Here is a 15,593-nt window from a genome sequence, read left to right as displayed (position 1 = left end):
CCCAATCAAAAACCTCAGATGCCCCCAGTCTCTCCCGAGCGTCTCCGCAGCTTCCACCGCGTCCCAGCACCTCAGCAGCGCCGGTGAAGGGGTATTTACGGATTAGGTCTGGGACCTGCAACCCCCAATTTGAAAAAACTTCACATTTCCGACCACCTTCCTCTTCACCTTAATAAAAACAACAGGTTAGCTTGACAAATCCTCCCGAAAACTCACAAAAAAGAGGTTTATAGAAAGAGAAAGAACAGTCTCTCGGCGGAATCGTACCCAATGCTTGGTACGCGCCCTGAGTCAGGCGCATGAAAACGCCGCCCGACTCTCCTCGGGCGGCGCAATTTACTGCGATGGTTATAGGGTTACTTCAGATCAAAACGATCCGCGTTCATCAACTTGTTCCAGGCCGAGACGAAATCGCAGACAAATTTGCCGCCTGCGTCGTCCTGACCATAGACCTCGGCCAGTGCCCGCAGCTGCGAGTTCGACCCAAAGATCAAATCCACGCGGGTACCTGTCCACTTCACGTCACCACTAGCGCGGTCGCGGCCTTCATAGACGCCGTCACCGGATGGTTTCCATTCGGTGCCCATATCCAGCAGGTTCACGAAGAAATCGGTGCTGAGCGTGCCGACCCGTTCGGTCAGCACACCATGAGAAGTTCCGTCAAAGTTTGTGCCCAGCACACGCATCCCACCTACAAGCGCAGTCATCTCCGGTGCCGACAGCGTCAGCAGTTGCGCTTTGTCCACCAGCAGGGCCTCGGCCGGAACCGAGTATTCCTTGTGCAGGTAGTTGCGGAAACCGTCCGCCATCGGCTCCATCACCGCGAAAGACTCGACATCCGTCTGCTCTTGCGAAGCATCGGTGCGGCCGGGGCTAAAGGGAACATCAACGTCATGACCTGCGGCCTTGGCTGCCTTTTCGATGGCAGCACCACCACCCAAGACAATGAGATCGGCCAATGAGACCTTCTTGCCACCAGACTGTGCGTCATTGAACGCTTTCTGAACGCCTTCCAGCGCATCCAGCGCCTTGGACAGTTTCAACGGTTCGTTGACCTCCCAATCCTTCTGCGGGGCCAGACGAACGCGCGCACCGTTGGCACCGCCACGCATATCCGATCCCCTGAAGGTCGAGGCCGAAGCCCAAGCGGTCGACACCAGATCTGAGACAGACAATCCCGTCGCGAGTATCTTGGCTTTCAGATCGGCTACATCAGCGTCGTCAATAAGCGCGTGATCGACGGCCGGGACGTTGTCTTGCCAAATAAGCTCTTCGCTGGGTGCCTCGGCTCCCAGATAACGCGCACGCGGACCCATGTCGCGGTGGGTCAGTTTGAACCACGCGCGGGCAAAGGCATCGGCAAATTCGTCCGGGTTTTCGTGGAAGCGCTTCGAGATCGGGCCATAGATCGGGTCCATGCGCATCGCCATGTCGGCGGTGGTCATCATAGTCTTGACCTTTTTCGATGGATCACCCGCTGCCGGGGCCATGTCCTCTTCCTTGACCCCAACAGGTTCCCAGATCCATGCGCCCGCTGGGCTCTTGGTCAGGTTCCAGTCGTAGCCAAACAGCAGGTCGAAGTAACCGTTGTCCCACTTGGTCGGGTTTGCGGTCCAGGCACCCTCGATGCCGCTGGTGGTGGTATCATCACCCTTGCCGCTGCCAAAGTCGTTGATCCAGCCAAAGCCCATCGCCTCCATCGGGGCGGCCTCGGGTTCGGGACCGACAAGACCGGGATCACCGGCGCCGTGGGCCTTACCAAAGGTGTGACCACCCGCAACCAAAGCAACGGTTTCTTCGTCATTCATCGCCATTCGGCCAAAGGTGTCGCGAATATCGCGACCTGAAGCCAAGGCATCTGGCTGACCATCTGGACCTTCGGGATTCACATAGATCAGACCCATTTGCACAGCGGCCAACGGGTTTTCCAGATCACGTTCGCCCGAATAGCGGCTGTGCGGGTTCTCAGTTGGGGCCAGCCATTCGGTCTCGGCACCCCAATAAATGTCTTCCTCAGGTGCCCAGATGTCTTCGCGACCGCCGGAGAAGCCAAAGGTCGTACCGCCCATGGATTCGATCGCGCAGTTGCCCGCCAATATGTAAAGGTCAGCCCACGAGATCTGGTTGCCGTACTTCTGCTTGATCGGCCAAAGCAGACGGCGCGCCTTGTCCAGGTTGCCATTGTCCGGCCAGCTGTTCAGAGGCGCGAACCGCTGATTGCCGGTCGATGCGCCACCGCGGCCATCTGCCGTGCGGTAGGTGCCCGCTGCGTGCCAGGCCATACGAATGAACAAACCGCCATAGTGACCATAATCTGCGGGCCACCAATCTTGCGAATCTGTCATCAGCGCATACAAGTCTTCCTTCAGTGCCTTCAGGTCGAGCTTCTTGAACTCTTCGGCATAGTCGAATGTCTCGCCCATCGGGTTCGATGCAGGGCTATGCTGATGCAGAATCGACAGGTTCAGTTGGTTCGGCCACCAATCCCGGTTGGACCGGGCCTCGGCGCCATGCATTACCGGGCATTTGCCCATGTTGGGGGTATCACTTCCGTCCATATCGATCTCCAGTCCTGGCTAGATGTGTGCGTCGCGCGGTTAACTTTGAAACGAGAAACAGGGGTCTTGAGTGTTTTTGCGCTCGTCCTTGGCATGGGCGTTACGCGGGATCGCGCAGATCGGCCCTGCCTTCATTGTAGGAAATAGCATTAACGACTCGTTCTTTCTGTTTGGATGTAGATTTAGCAAATCCAAGCCATTCATATAAGTTTTGTTTTTTGATGATATTGATAATCCAGAGCTATCACTTGAACATCTGCGCGCAGCCTGACCCTGAAGCGCGTGATTGCGATTGCACCACCAAGCTTCACCGTGCCTCGCAAGTCGGGCACGAGAGAGAGTGGACGCAAATAAACTTCCGATGATGGCCGCGCATGAAACGACTGAACTGAGTCTAACGCAAAACGGATTGACCGGCCCAGATTCAGTGGCCACTGACCTTCTTATAAAGGGCCGATTTATAGCCGAAGGGAATTCCCAATACCCCGACAAGCCACCCAACCGTTCGGGCGATCTGGATCAATCGCCGATCTGGTTGGAACGGAAACAGAAGGATTGCCCCTAACAGCGCCAACAAGCGAAAGGGGGTGCTCAGAAACCCCAAGATCGCCTTTGTTGGCTTCTGATCAAGCTTACGGCGCATATGGGTGTTGGACTGGTCCCTTCCGCGGGCGGTCTGATACCAGAATGACAACCTTTCGGGAGGAATGGTCTCGTACACAAAAGCGTCGGGCACCCAGCCGACCGGTAAGCCTGCAGCAACGGTCTCGGCATAAAACTTTGCGTCCGTCCCGCCGGTCATCCGCATGGTTTCATCGAACCAAAGGCCGGTTTCGCTGAACAGGCGTGTCTCGCCCAGCCAGTTGTTTGTCACGATGGTCACGCCACCGGTACCGTTCAACGTGGCTTTCTTTGCAGCCGCGTTTTCCTTGTCGAGGTAACGATTGCTGATATTGCGCAACATCAGCCGCTGAATCGCGGTCTCCTGCCCCGTTGGCCCCGCCGCACGAAGCGGAGCGCCCATTAGCACGGCAGAGCTGTTGCGATACCCGGCGACCAACCGTTCAAGCCAATCGACCGCCACCACCTCGTCATCATCGACAAAACAGAGCAGATCCGAGCCATTCTCCAACGCTTCGCGCGCGGCTCGGTTGCGTCCGAACGGGATGCCGAGTTCGGTCTCAAGGACATAGTTCAGACTTGCTCCATTAGGCAGCTTCTCCCCTACTGCCTGCACGGTACCTTCGCTGAGCGCTGAGCTGTCGTTTTCCACCACCAAACATCGCACCGAGCAGTCGGGCGGCAGCTTCATCTCTCCCCAGCTTCGAATCAAAGCGGCCAGCATCTCGGGCCGCTGCCGGGTCAGGGTCGAAACGGTAATGTTCAGCGGGACAGAGCGGTCTTTCATCGAAATCACATACAATCCGTGCCGGTTTCTTGGCAAGGCGCGGTGATCAAGTGGCATCCTTCTGATGCTGCATCAGTGCTTCCAACCCTACACGGTAGTTCGGATAGAGCAATGAGACGCCCAGTTCATCCTTGATCCGATCATTCCGAACGCGCTTGTTCTCATTATAGAAACTGCGCGCCATCGGAGTCAGATCAGCCTCATCAAACGGAACAGCAGGTGGCATCGGCAGACCTTGCAACTCGGCGGCATAACCGATCACATCCTGCGGTGGCACCGGTTCATCATCACAGACATTGTAGATCGCACCCGGATTGGGTTTGGCCATCGACGCGATCAAAACCTGTGCGATGTCGTCAACATGAATGCGCGAAAACACCTGGCCCGGCTTGATGATCCGCCGCAAACCTCCGCGTTTCAGCTTTGAAAACGGCCCGCGACCCGGCCCGTAAATCCCTGCCAGTCGGAAGATATGCAAGGGCAGGCCCGGAATGCCGCCCCATTGCTCCTCGGCACGCACGCGCCAACGGCCACGTTCAGCCGTCGGTGTGGCGGGCGTCGTCTCATCCACCCAGCCTCCCTGGTGATCCCCGTAAACGGCTGTGGTCGACAGGTAGCCGACCCATTTGAACTGTCCGATCCGCGCGGCGATCTCATCCTTCAATTCCGCCAGCACCGGATCACCATCGGCTGTGGGTGCTGTAGAGACAAGCAGATGCGTCACCCCGTCCAGATCAGGCCGATCCCCTGGCCAGACACGAGGCTCGGCACCCGAATCGCGAATTGTCTCAAGTTGTTGGGAATCACGCGTGGTTCCGATGACCCGCCATGTGGTTGGATCCAGTTGCCTCGATATCGCTCGGGCAGAATAGCCGTGGCCGAAGGAGAATAGTGTCTGTGTCATGGTCCCTTTGATGATCTGCCCGGCACGTGGATGCAAGCGCCGGATGGACGCACTTGATTCGAATCCTCTGATGCGCATTCATTGAGAAATGACCAAAAAGACACCTGACTTGCACGCAGCCTACTCCCTGAAATCGCCCGAGGAGAACAAGCGCCTTTATGCGGAATGGGCAGGGGAATATGACGACAGTTTCGCAGCGCTTGAGGATTATCAACTCCACATCCACACGGCGCGCGCTTTTGTGGGTGCAGGCGGACAAGGCCCGGTATTGGATGTAGGCGCAGGCACTGGGTTATGCGGAGCTATTCTGGCCGGGTTAGGCGTGGGTCCGATCGACGCCACCGATATCAGCGCCGAAATGCTGGACGAGGCGATGCGCAAGGATATCTATCGCGACGCGATCGAAGCCGATCTCAATCAGGGCCTGCCGGTTCCGCGCGGCAGCTATGCCGGTGTCGTCTCGTCCGGAACGTTCACCCATGGCCATCTTGGGCCAGAAGTTTTGCCAGCGCTCTTGCGTGTCGCACGCCACGGTGCGCAGTTCGCCCTGTCGATCAACGCAAAACACTTTGAGGCGCTCGGGTTCGCCGATACCTTCCGCCGCCTCGAGGCGGATCAGATCAGAGACTTATCTTTAACGCAGGTCCGGATTTATGGCGATCTTGCTGCCGGCCCCAACAAAGATGACGTCGCTTTGATCGCATTGTTTGAGAAAACCTGACCAAAGCTCTGCGTAGGTCATATACGGACCTATGCAGAACTCGGCGGGGCAGAACGCCTTCGTGTTTAAGTATACATCTGCTTCTTGAAAGCCCGTGTCCGCGTTGTCGCCTCGGCTGAACCATCGTGATAAGTGCCGAACCACTTGTCGAACGGAATCTCGGATGTGCCGTAGTTACACTCGAAATACCGGTGATGAAGCTGGTGGAAGAAGTCCCCTGCCCGCGCGGCATCCGTTTCACCAGCCTTCAGCTTTTCGAAACCCGAGTGAGACAGTACAGGGCTGATCTGCTGGAAGTAGGCGTGAAACAGCAGATGCAGCGGATGCGATGGTACAATCAGATGGATGAAGTAGGTGGTGAAATAGAGAAGGTTTTCATACCAATGGTTCGATATTCCTGACCATGGTCCGATATTGACGTTGCGATGGTGCACAGCATGAACGTGCTTGTAGAGTTTCGGGTGATGTTCCAATCGGTGCACCCAGTAGAAATGAAGCCCTGACCACATCGGGATGAAAAGCATCCAGATCACGAACCAAACGGGGGCCGTGGCCCAGGTTATCACTGGCGCATAGCCATTCGCCATCGCCCAGTAGATCAGCCACTGATAGACCGTCGCCACAGTCATCGCACTTCCCAGCGTCCACCAGATGTTATCCAAAACCTGATTTCGAAAGGTAAACGACCCATTGTCACGTGTCAGATCACGCCGGTCGAATTTCTTGTACATGCCCTGCCCTTTGCGCATGTAAAGCCACCAATGCAGACCTCCTGCTATCATGATCTGAGGCACCATGTTCAGCAGCCAGATACGGAACATCCAGCCGGGCGCGAAACTCTGCATGGTCTCTAATGGAGGTAAAAACACGAAATAGGCGGCAAAAGCCATCACCATGCAAAGCGTCAGCGACGTAAGGGGAAGCCAAGCCCCTTTGTACCAGTTCAGGATAGCCGCAGGACGCGGCGGCCAGTTGAACAAAGGGTTCAAACCGACGGGCCCTTCGGGGCGGTAATTCCATCGGGCGGCTTCTGCATCATGCATATCGGTCATGGCTGAAACTCCTAACAGTGCGCTTCAGGTTGCGTAATCCGAGCCTTCGGCATCCAGAACAGATTTGATTTCGCGTAGATGTGCTTCGGCCTGACCGGGATATTCATCAAGCTCTTGCGCGGTTTTCTCAGCAATCTCATCGGACAGAACGCGCAAAGGTTGCCTGGTTTGAAGAGCACGAATGTACGTTTCCGCGGCGCGTTCAAAATAATAGAGTCTGTTAAAGGCATCTGCCGGACTGTCGCCGATCACCAAAACCCCGTGGTTGCCCATGATCATGACTTTCTTTTTCGGGTCCGACAGCATCGCGGCACAGCGCTCACCTTCGTTTTCAAAAGCCAGACCTCCGAATTCTTCATCGATTACGTAGCGATTGAAGAAAGTTGCGGTGTTCTGATCGATCGGCGGCAAGCTGCTGTCTGCCAGCGAGGCAAGAACCGTCGCAAAAATCGAATGCACGTGCATCACGCAGCGCGCATGCGGGCAATGGCGGTGGATCGATCCGTGGAGCCCCCAAGCCGTCGGATCCGGTGCGCCGGGCTGGTCCATGACATCTTTGTCATTGGCATCAAGCAGCAGCAGATTTGACGCCTTGATACGCGCGAAATGCATCTGATTGGCATTCATCAGGAACTGCGTGCCGTCTTCGTTCACCGCAAGGCTGAAATGGTTCGCCACCCCTTCATGCATGTTCAACCGTTCGGTCCAGCGGAATGCGGCGGCCATGTCCACGCGTTCGGACCAATGATCGATGTTGGGACGCAGGTTTGTAACGCTCATGCCGGGCTCCTTCGCTGGTCAATTGACTTCTGGGAAATCGTGCCTTCACCGCAAACGTTTGACCAACGAAAAAAACATGCCTAGTTCATTAGTAAAACTACTGGCAGAGTTATGAGCATGCAGAAATCACTTCCACCGCTCGGCTGGCTACGCACATTTGAAGCGGCGGCCCGTCATTTGTCATTCACGGGGGCGGCGCGGGATTTGAACATGACGCAAAGCGCAGTCAGCCAGCAAATCAAATCACTAGAGGGCTATTTGGGTCAGCCCTTATTCCTTCGTCGTCCGCGTGCATTGGAGCTGACCGAAGCTGGTATCACCTATCTGCCGGTCGTGCGTGAAGCCTTTCGAACTCTGGTAAGGGGGACACAAGCCGTCACGGGCGCACAACAAAACGCGGTTCAGGTCCAGAGCAACATCACATTTGCCGTCAACTGGCTGGCTCCGCGCCTACCCCGGTTTCGGGAACTGCATCCGGATGTACATCTGAATATCTTCACTGAGCTCTGGGAGCCGCGTGAAATGGCCGAAGGCGCGGCGGTGGAAATCCGCTATTCGCTGCGCCCAGCCGATACGGTGCGAACGGAATTGCTGCGAACAGATCACTACTATCCTGTCTGTGCCCCCGACTTCCCGGTGACGCTGGAAACTCTGCAGGAACAGCCCCTATTCGACTGTTCAAATTTGTTGTCGAATTGGGAGAGTTGGATCACAGATCAGAGTCTAACTTGGCAAAAACCCAAGGTAACCTATTCGACGACCTATCTGGTCAGCCTGTCGGTTGCGATGGCCGGAGGAGGCTTGTGTTTAGCCCACGACATGATCGCAAAACGGTTGATTGAAGAAGGCCGCCTGATCGCGCCGTTCAACCATCGCGCTGCTATGCCCGAGGCCTATTATCTATTGCTATCGCCCCAAGCCGAGGAAACGCCGGGCGCGTTGGCGTTTGTCGACTGGCTGCGCGCGGAGATTGAAGCCGATCGCCACAACTAATCGCGGGTCGCTCCCACCCATCGTCAATGCCCTTCGGGCCTCTCCTCTGGTTGGGCGTGGCAGCGCTGGCGCGCTGCGGATGGCAGGTTTTGTGATGATTCCATGATACCTTAATAGTGGGGGTTGCACCTTGCGCCGCATTCGGGAAAGTTGGGCCATGGAATACACTCCCTTCCCAAGTTGGCCCGATACCGCCCCTCGTCTCATCGCTGTTGCTGCTGGCCGCGAGGCTGCCGATTTGGTGATCCGTGGCGGCGTCTGGATCAATGTGCATAGCCGCGAAACCCTGCCTGACCATGACGTGGCGATCGCTGCGGGGCGCGTCGCTTTTGTGGGGCCGGACGCCGCGCATTGTATCGGTCCTGAGACTCAGATCATCGAGGCGCACGGTCGCTATTTGGTGCCGGGGTTATGCGATGCGCATATGCATATCGAATCGGGCATGTTGACCCCGGCAGAATTTGCCCGCGCAGTCATTCCGCATGGCACAACTTCGATGTTCACCGACCCGCATGAGATCGCAAACGTGATGGGGTTGGAAGGCGTGCGTCTGATGCATGACGAAGCGCTGATGCAGCCGGTGAACATCTTCACCCAGATGCCGTCTTGCGCGCCATCAGCTCCCGGGTTGGAGACGACCGGGTACGAAATCACTGCTGAGGATGTGGCCGAGGCGATGTCGTGGCCCGGTATCATCGGACTGGGCGAGATGATGAACTTTCCCGGTGTCATTCATGGCGATCCGAAAATGTTGGCAGAGATCGCAGCCACACAGCGCGCCGGGAAAATTGTTGGCGGGCACTATGCTTCGCCTGATTTAGGGTCTGATTTCGCGGCATATGTCGCCGGCGGCCCTGCTGATGACCATGAGGGCACCTGCGAGGCAGACGCCATCGCACGTGTCCGTCAGGGAATGCGGTCAATGATGCGGTTGGGGTCGGCTTGGTATGATGTCGAAAGCCAGATTACTGCGGTGACTGAAAAAGGGCTGGACCCGCGCAACTTCATCTTGTGCACCGACGACTGCCATTCGGGAACGCTGGTAAATGACGGACACATGAACCGCGTAGTGCGACATGCGATTGCCTGTGGTTGCGATCCTCTGGTTGCGCTGCAAATGGCGACGATCAACACGGCGACCCATTTTGGGTTGGAACGCGAGATCGGCTCGATCACACCCGGGCGGCGCGCTGACATTATCGTGAGTTCTGATCTGGTAGAGCTTCCGATCGAAACCGTGGTTGCGCGCGGTCAGATTGTGGCTGAAAACGGGACGGTAACGGTCGAATGCCCGCATCTGAACTGGCCCGCTAAGGCGCGAAATACCGTACACCTAGGGCATGCGTTGACCTCGACAGACTTTGAAATCGCAGCCCCTGCCGGAGCGAACCGTGTCACGGCCAACGTGATCGGGGTGGTTGAAAATCAGGCCCCAACGCAAGCGTTGAAATCCGAGCTGCCGATTATCGAAGGGCTTGTTGAAGGCGAAGGCGACGTGTGCCAGATCGCATTGGTCGAGCGGCATCGCGCCACGGGGGGTGTGACTAACGCCTTTGTCTCGGGCTTTGGGTATCAAGGCAAAATGGCCATGGCCTCGACCGTTGCGCATGACAGCCACCATATGATTGTTGTCGGTACCGACCGTGAACAGATGGCGCTGGCCGCGAACAGGCTGGCCGAAGTGGGCGGAGGCATCACAATCTTTCGCGATGGCGAGGAACTGGCCTTGGTGGAACTGCCGATCGCAGGCCTGATGTCCGACAACCCAGCGACTGAGGTTGCCGCCAAAGCAGAACAAATGGTCGAGGCGATGAAGACCTGCGGCTGTCAGCTTAACAACGCATATATGCAGCATTCTCTGCTGGCCCTGGTTGTGATCCCAGAACTGCGGATCTCGGACCTTGGGCTGGTGGACGTACGTACATTCGTAAAGATCGACCTTCTGGAACCCCTTGCATGACTACTATCCGAACACCTGACGTTCCCAACCCCGAGAAATTTAGCGATCCGCTTGCAGCTGTCGCACGTTTAGAAGAGCTCTATGAACAGGCGACAAAATTCCTGTGCGATAGGTTTGCAAATGCACTTAAGAACGGCGCTCCTACCGAGAGGTTTCGGGCGTTCTACCCCGAAATCCGGATCAGGACCTCGTCTTACGCGCAGGTCGACAGCCGGCTGAGCTTCGGTCACGTGTCCGAGCCGGGCACGCACGCCACGACAGTGACGCGCCCCGATCTGTTCCGGTCCTACCTTACCCAGCAAATCGCGCTATTGATCAAGAACCACGATCAGCCGGTCACAATCGGAGCTTCGGAAACGCCGATCCCGGTCCATTTCGCTGTCGCCAATAACCCGGATCTGGTTGTCCCGCATCAGGGTGCAGCTGGGTTCACTCTGCGCGATGCGTTCGATGTACCGGACCTGAATACAACAAACGACGATATCGTGAATGGCGTGCACGAGCTGGAAAACGAAGCGGAACCCCTTGCGCTCTTCACAGCCCAGCGGGTGGACTATTCGCTTGCACGACTGTCGCATTATACGGCGACTGACCCCGGCCATTTCCAAAACCATGTGCTGTTCACCAACTATCAGTTCTATGTCTCGGAATTTGAGAGCTACGCACGGGCTCAACTGGCCGATCCCGACAGCGGCTATACCAGCTTTGTCTCGACCGGGAATGTTGAGATCACGGACGCCGAAGCCGTACTGGAACAGCCCCTTAAACTGCCGCAAATGCCAACCTACCACCTGAAACGCGCGGATGGGTCTGGGATCACGCTGGTCAATATCGGCGTCGGGCCATCGAATGCCAAAACGGCCACCGACCACATTGCGGTTCTGCGCCCGCACGCCTGGTTGATGGTCGGCCACTGCGCCGGTCTGCGCAACACGCAGGCGCTTGGGGATTTCGTACTGGCACATGCCTACCTGCGCGAGGACAAAGTGCTGGACGACGACCTGCCCGTCTGGGTGCCGATCCCACCGCTGGCCGAGGTTCAGGTCGCGCTGGAACAGGCTGTGGCCGAGGTAACCGAGTTGGAAGGCTACGAGCTGAAACGTATCATGCGAACAGGTACTGTCGCCTCGGTCGATAACCGCAATTGGGAGCTTCGCGATCAGTCCGGCCCGGTGCAACGGCTCAGCCAGTCCCGTGCGATTGCGCTGGATATGGAAAGTGCAACAATCGCAGCCAACGGTTATCGGTTTCGGGTTCCTTATGGCACGTTGCTGTGCGTCTCGGATAAGCCCTTGCATGGTGAATTAAAACTTCCCGGCATGGCTTCGGCGTTCTATACCACTCAGGTCAGTCGTCATTTGGCGATCGGAATCCGGGCGATGGAACACTTGCGCTGCATGCCGCTGGAACGATTACACAGCCGGAAATTGCGTTCGTTCGACGAAACGGCCTTTCTCTGAAGCAAAAAAGCAACGAATTTCCCCTATTTTTGGGGTTTTTAGTGCTACTATTCGTTGTGTTCAGCCACAATATCCCGTTACAGTTACGCGGTGAGGCCCTATAGATCGGGCACGTTAAGGAGACCAAGAAATGGCAAAGCCTATGACAAAGACTCAGCTGGTGGCTGCTCTCGCTGAGGAAATGGGAACTGACAAGAAATCCGCAAACGCTGCGCTGGAGGCCATGACAGGCCTGATCACCCGCGAAGTTTCGGCCGGTGGTGCCGTCACCCTGCCCGGCGTTGGCAAAATCTACTGCCGCGAGCGCCCCGAGCGCATGGTGCGCAACCCCGCCACCGGCGAGCAGTTCAAGAAAGAAGCCGACAAAGTGGTCAAAATGACCATCGCGAAAGCTCTGAAAGACAGCGTCAACGGCTAATTCGCCGAAGACAGATAGCAAGATCGAAGGGGTCGCCACCGGGCGGCCCTTTTTTTGCCTGAATAAGCTATGTAAACATCTGATTAATATCGAGTTTTTGCAACTATCGCCATAGTTGTGTCATATTCCTCATCCACTCGCTTAATGGGAAGTATTATTGAGGAATCTCGATTTTTGGCACGATATCAAACCACTGAATTCGATACAGAAAATCAATTCGACTGGGCAAGCATCCAATACACGATTGAAGACGATGTTGTCGTTGCAACGCGGACGACTTTTGATGCCGGATACGAGGTCTTCGGGACTTACGAAGACGGCGTTTTGCGTCAGGAATTTTATGTCGAAACAGAAGAGGCATTGGGCTTTGATAATCGGTTCATTGACTATGACGCCAATGGCATAATGACCGAACGCGGAACGGTTTATCCAGACAGTATCCGCGTGACCGAGACCTTTCAAAATGGAGTTCCGAATGAGATTCTCATCCAAGATGGGTTTTTCGGAGACGGTGCAAAACCCTGGGACCAGATCGTTCTACGCTATGATGCGTCGGGCAATATCATAGGCCGCACGATAACAAACGATAATGGTGCCCGGACGGTTGAAGCCTTCGCGCCCGGTCATTTCAGTACTGTTCAGGACTTTCTACAAACCAAATCCTGGGATCGGATCGACACGTTCTTCGATGTCAACGGAGAAACAACCGGACGGACGACCACCTATGACAATGGAATTGTCAAACAGGAAACGTGGACAGACGGACAGCGTAGCAACGTAACGCAGACAGACGGAAGCGACATAAAGTCGTGGGAAACCATCAGCACCTCATTTGATGGCAGTGGAAAGAAATCTGAAAAGACAAAGACATATGACAACGGCGTCGTGAAGCACGAGGTCTGGTCAGATAGCCAGCGCGTCAGCATCAGCCAGACTGATGAGCTGGATGCGAAATCCTGGGATTCGATCACGACCACCTATCAGGACGGACAAATCTCAGAACGTCGGCTGGAGAAAGATAACGGGGACGTAACCGTTACACTTTATGCGGATGGAAACCGTTCTGACGTGCTGCAACTGGACGGGGACGACAGTGCTTCTTGGGCATTGAAGGTCACCAGCTATCCAGACGCAGGCGGGAAAGAGATTTCTTTGTATGAAAAGGTCGAGGACATCCCTGAATCCTTGTTCCAATACTTCCCGGAACTGACCGCGCCTGACCCGCTTGAAGAGTTCGTGCTGGATTTCAATGACGGAACCCGCATCAATGACAGTGATCAGGTGCTGAATGGTGCATTTATTGCAAGTGTTAGCAAAGGGCAGAGCAACACTGATGGTATTCTAACCCCATACGAATACGGTGGCTCAAACCCCGACCCCGACCTGGAGGCGTTCAATTCCTGGGGGGCAACTGTCGGCTTCTCGAAAAGCGATGGCGAAGAATTCAACTTCAACAGCGTTTCCTTGGCCAATGCTTCCAGATCGGACACCACGTATATTCCTGAATCGAACTGGGCAAACCAAGTCACTATCAATGCCTATAATGGCGATGAGCTGGTGCACTCCGCAGAGGTCGATCTGACATTCGATCACGTCACACACGAGTTTGACTGGCGCGATATTGATCACGTCGAGTTCGTCGCATCGGGAGGTGAAATCATCAACGAGCACGTTGAGAACGCGGGTTGGTTCTCGATGGACGATCTTAGCTTTTTCGCCTGAATCAAGCGACAAGCTGAATCATAATGATGAGCAGTGCTTTTCTACAAAAGCTCTGCTCATTCTCATTGCGCGCAAGCTCATTGATGCCAACTATCGGGCGACCCCGCTATTCGACGCAATGGGTCCTTGCAGCTCATGTTAAAATCAGGAACAGTCGCCCGAATTTCATCAGGAGGCCGTAATGGACCTGCGCGCCATCGCCATGGGGCTTGTTTTCGCCCTCATCTGGTCTTCGGCCTTCAGCTCGGCGCGGATCATCGTTGCCGATGCCTCGCCTCTGTTCTCGTTGGCGCTGCGATTTCTGATTTCGGGACTACTGGGCGTGGCGATCGCACGCGCCATGGGGCAAAGCTGGCGCCTGACTCGCAACCAATGGCGCGCCACTATTCTGTTCGGAATCTGCCAAAATGCCCTTTATTTGGGTCTAAACTTCTATGCGATGCAGACAGTCGAGGCTTCGGTCGCGGCGATCATCGCCTCGACTATGCCCCTGCTGGTAGCCCTAGCCGGCTGGCTGCTATTGGGTGAGCGGATACGCCCGCTGGGCATCGTCGGCTTGCTGGCAGGTTTTGTCGGTGTCGCGCTGATCATGGGTAGCCGGATTAACGCTGGTGTCGATCTGTTCGGGGTTCTGCTCTGCGGAATCGGGGCGCTGGCGCTGACCTTTGCCACCTTGGCTGTTCGGGGGGCGACTTCGGGCGGTAACTTCATGATGGTGGTTGGGCTGCAGATGCTTATCGGATCGGCGGTGCTGTTTCTCGCCGCCCCGGTGTTCGAGTCTATTCATATCCACGCCACACTGCCTTTTATGCTGGCTTTTACCTACACCACGCTATTCCCGGGCCTTCTGGCAACTTTCATCTGGTTCCTGCTACTGGATCGCATCGGCCCGATCCGTGCGGCAACATTCCATTTCCTCAACCCGGTATTCGGCGTGACCATCGCAGCCATTTTACTGGGTGAGAAGCTTGGCCCATTGGATGCGGTGGGGGTTCTGATCACAACGCTGGGAATTCTTGCCGTACAGCTGTCGCGCGAACCCGGTCAGCGCAGCAACGCCTCGACCTGATCTATCAACTTAGGCGCATTTGGCTTGGTGCTTGACCCATAGGTGGCAACGACCTCACCCTCGGGGCCAATAAGCACTTTGTTAAAGTTCCATTTCGGGACAAAGCCAGTCTGCGCAGCAACAGCTTGGTAAAACGGATGGGCATCCGAACCTTTCACTGGAGTGATATCCGTCATCGGAAGCGTAAGGTCATAATTTAGTTCGCAAAAATTCTTGACCTCTTTCGACGACGCCAGCTCTTGTTTGAACGAATTCGACGGGACCGCCAGTACTACCAGCCCGCGTTCTTCATATGTTTCGTGCAGCTCCTGCAACGCTGCGTATTGTCCGGTAAAGCCGCAAAGCGACGCCGTGTTGACCACAAGCACGGGCTGTCCGCGCCAGTCTTCCAGTGATATTGTCCCACCATCGATTGATGAAAATTCGCCCGTCAGTGGTGCCGCCTGAAGGGCTTTGCCCAACAAGATCAGAGCAGTCAACAGAGCCATACGGAACATCACTTCACCTCCTGTTATAAATCATACGCGCCGTGCATTCGTTTGGATCAA

At 55.9% G+C, this 15,593-nt stretch carries 13 protein-coding genes; 7 read left to right on the top strand and 6 right to left on the bottom strand.

The window, feature by feature from the left end:
- Nucleotides 1-356: 356 nt before the first annotated feature.
- The 3 genes from katG to ACR0I1_RS18945 all read right to left on the bottom strand — a co-directional run bounded on the left by katG (nucleotide 357) and on the right by ACR0I1_RS18945 (nucleotide 4,870).
- Nucleotides 357-2,558 (bottom strand): catalase/peroxidase HPI, encoded by a 2,202-nt coding sequence (gene katG, locus ACR0I1_RS18955; protein WP_480707537.1) that lies wholly within the window; start codon nucleotides 2,556-2,558, stop codon nucleotides 357-359.
- 424 nt (nucleotides 2,559-2,982) lie between these two features.
- Nucleotides 2,983-3,966 carry a glycosyltransferase family 2 protein gene (locus tag ACR0I1_RS18950; RefSeq protein WP_223117253.1) on the bottom strand — a complete coding sequence of 328 codons (984 nt, stop codon included), beginning with the start codon at nucleotides 3,964-3,966 and terminating at the stop codon, nucleotides 2,983-2,985.
- A gap of 46 nt (nucleotides 3,967-4,012) precedes the next feature.
- Entirely contained in the window at nucleotides 4,013-4,870 is an 858-nt protein-coding gene (locus tag ACR0I1_RS18945) for an SDR family oxidoreductase (RefSeq protein ID WP_170515316.1), read from the bottom strand.
- Nucleotides 4,871-4,958: 88 nt separating this feature from the next.
- Here ACR0I1_RS18945 and ACR0I1_RS18940 point away from each other — a divergent pair, with 88 nt between their 5' ends.
- Nucleotides 4,959-5,591 carry a class I SAM-dependent DNA methyltransferase gene (locus ACR0I1_RS18940; RefSeq protein ID WP_170408735.1) on the top strand — a complete coding sequence of 211 codons (633 nt, stop codon included), beginning with the start codon at nucleotides 4,959-4,961 and terminating at the stop codon, nucleotides 5,589-5,591.
- Between the two features lie 65 nt (nucleotides 5,592-5,656).
- Here ACR0I1_RS18940 and ACR0I1_RS18935 read toward each other — a convergent pair whose 3' ends face one another.
- Together ACR0I1_RS18935 and ACR0I1_RS18930 are read right to left on the bottom strand one after the other, a co-directional pair.
- A complete protein-coding gene (locus ACR0I1_RS18935) occupies nucleotides 5,657-6,643 on the bottom strand; it encodes a sterol desaturase family protein (protein WP_170613458.1) in 987 nt (328 codons plus the stop codon).
- A 24-nt stretch (nucleotides 6,644-6,667) separates the two neighbouring features.
- Nucleotides 6,668-7,423 carry a class II aldolase and adducin N-terminal domain-containing protein gene (locus ACR0I1_RS18930; protein WP_170515321.1) on the bottom strand — a complete coding sequence of 252 codons (756 nt, stop codon included), beginning with the start codon at nucleotides 7,421-7,423 and terminating at the stop codon, nucleotides 6,668-6,670.
- 117 nt (nucleotides 7,424-7,540) lie between these two features.
- Here ACR0I1_RS18930 and ACR0I1_RS18925 point away from each other — a divergent pair, with 117 nt between their 5' ends.
- The 6 genes from ACR0I1_RS18925 to ACR0I1_RS18900 all read left to right on the top strand — a co-directional run bounded on the left by ACR0I1_RS18925 (nucleotide 7,541) and on the right by ACR0I1_RS18900 (nucleotide 15,045).
- Nucleotides 7,541-8,416, top strand: coding sequence for a LysR family transcriptional regulator (locus tag ACR0I1_RS18925; protein ID WP_170399135.1), 876 nt, complete (start codon nucleotides 7,541-7,543; stop codon nucleotides 8,414-8,416).
- Nucleotides 8,417-8,573: 157 nt separating this feature from the next.
- On the top strand, nucleotides 8,574-10,376 hold the full coding sequence (ade, locus tag ACR0I1_RS18920; protein WP_480707536.1) for an adenine deaminase: 1,803 nt from the start codon (nucleotides 8,574-8,576) through the stop codon (nucleotides 10,374-10,376).
- Entirely contained in the window at nucleotides 10,373-11,836 is a 1,464-nt protein-coding gene (locus tag ACR0I1_RS18915) for an AMP nucleosidase (RefSeq protein WP_480707535.1), read from the top strand. Before ade ends, ACR0I1_RS18915 begins: the two co-directional genes overlap by 4 nt.
- A 130-nt stretch (nucleotides 11,837-11,966) precedes the next feature.
- Entirely contained in the window at nucleotides 11,967-12,254 is a 288-nt protein-coding gene (locus tag ACR0I1_RS18910) for an HU family DNA-binding protein (RefSeq protein WP_010442901.1), read from the top strand.
- 174 nt (nucleotides 12,255-12,428) lie between these two features.
- Nucleotides 12,429-13,976: a hypothetical protein gene (locus tag ACR0I1_RS18905; protein ID WP_480707534.1), complete on the top strand. Its 1,548-nt coding sequence runs from the start codon at nucleotides 12,429-12,431 to the stop codon at nucleotides 13,974-13,976.
- A gap of 181 nt (nucleotides 13,977-14,157) precedes the next feature.
- Nucleotides 14,158-15,045 (top strand): DMT family transporter, encoded by an 888-nt coding sequence (locus ACR0I1_RS18900; protein WP_480707533.1) that lies wholly within the window; start codon nucleotides 14,158-14,160, stop codon nucleotides 15,043-15,045.
- On the opposite strand, the gene ACR0I1_RS18895 is transcribed toward ACR0I1_RS18900, so the two are convergent.
- A complete protein-coding gene (locus ACR0I1_RS18895) occupies nucleotides 15,021-15,542 on the bottom strand; it encodes a glutathione peroxidase (RefSeq protein WP_170613470.1) in 522 nt (173 codons plus the stop codon). The two genes, ACR0I1_RS18900 and ACR0I1_RS18895, sit on opposite strands and share 25 nt — an antisense overlap.
- Nucleotides 15,543-15,593 lie beyond the last annotated feature (51 nt).

The sequence above is a fragment of the Ruegeria sp. B11 genome (assembly GCF_056539785.1).
Note: the sequence above shows the minus strand (reverse complement) of the source record. Positions and strands in the feature narration are given on the sequence as shown.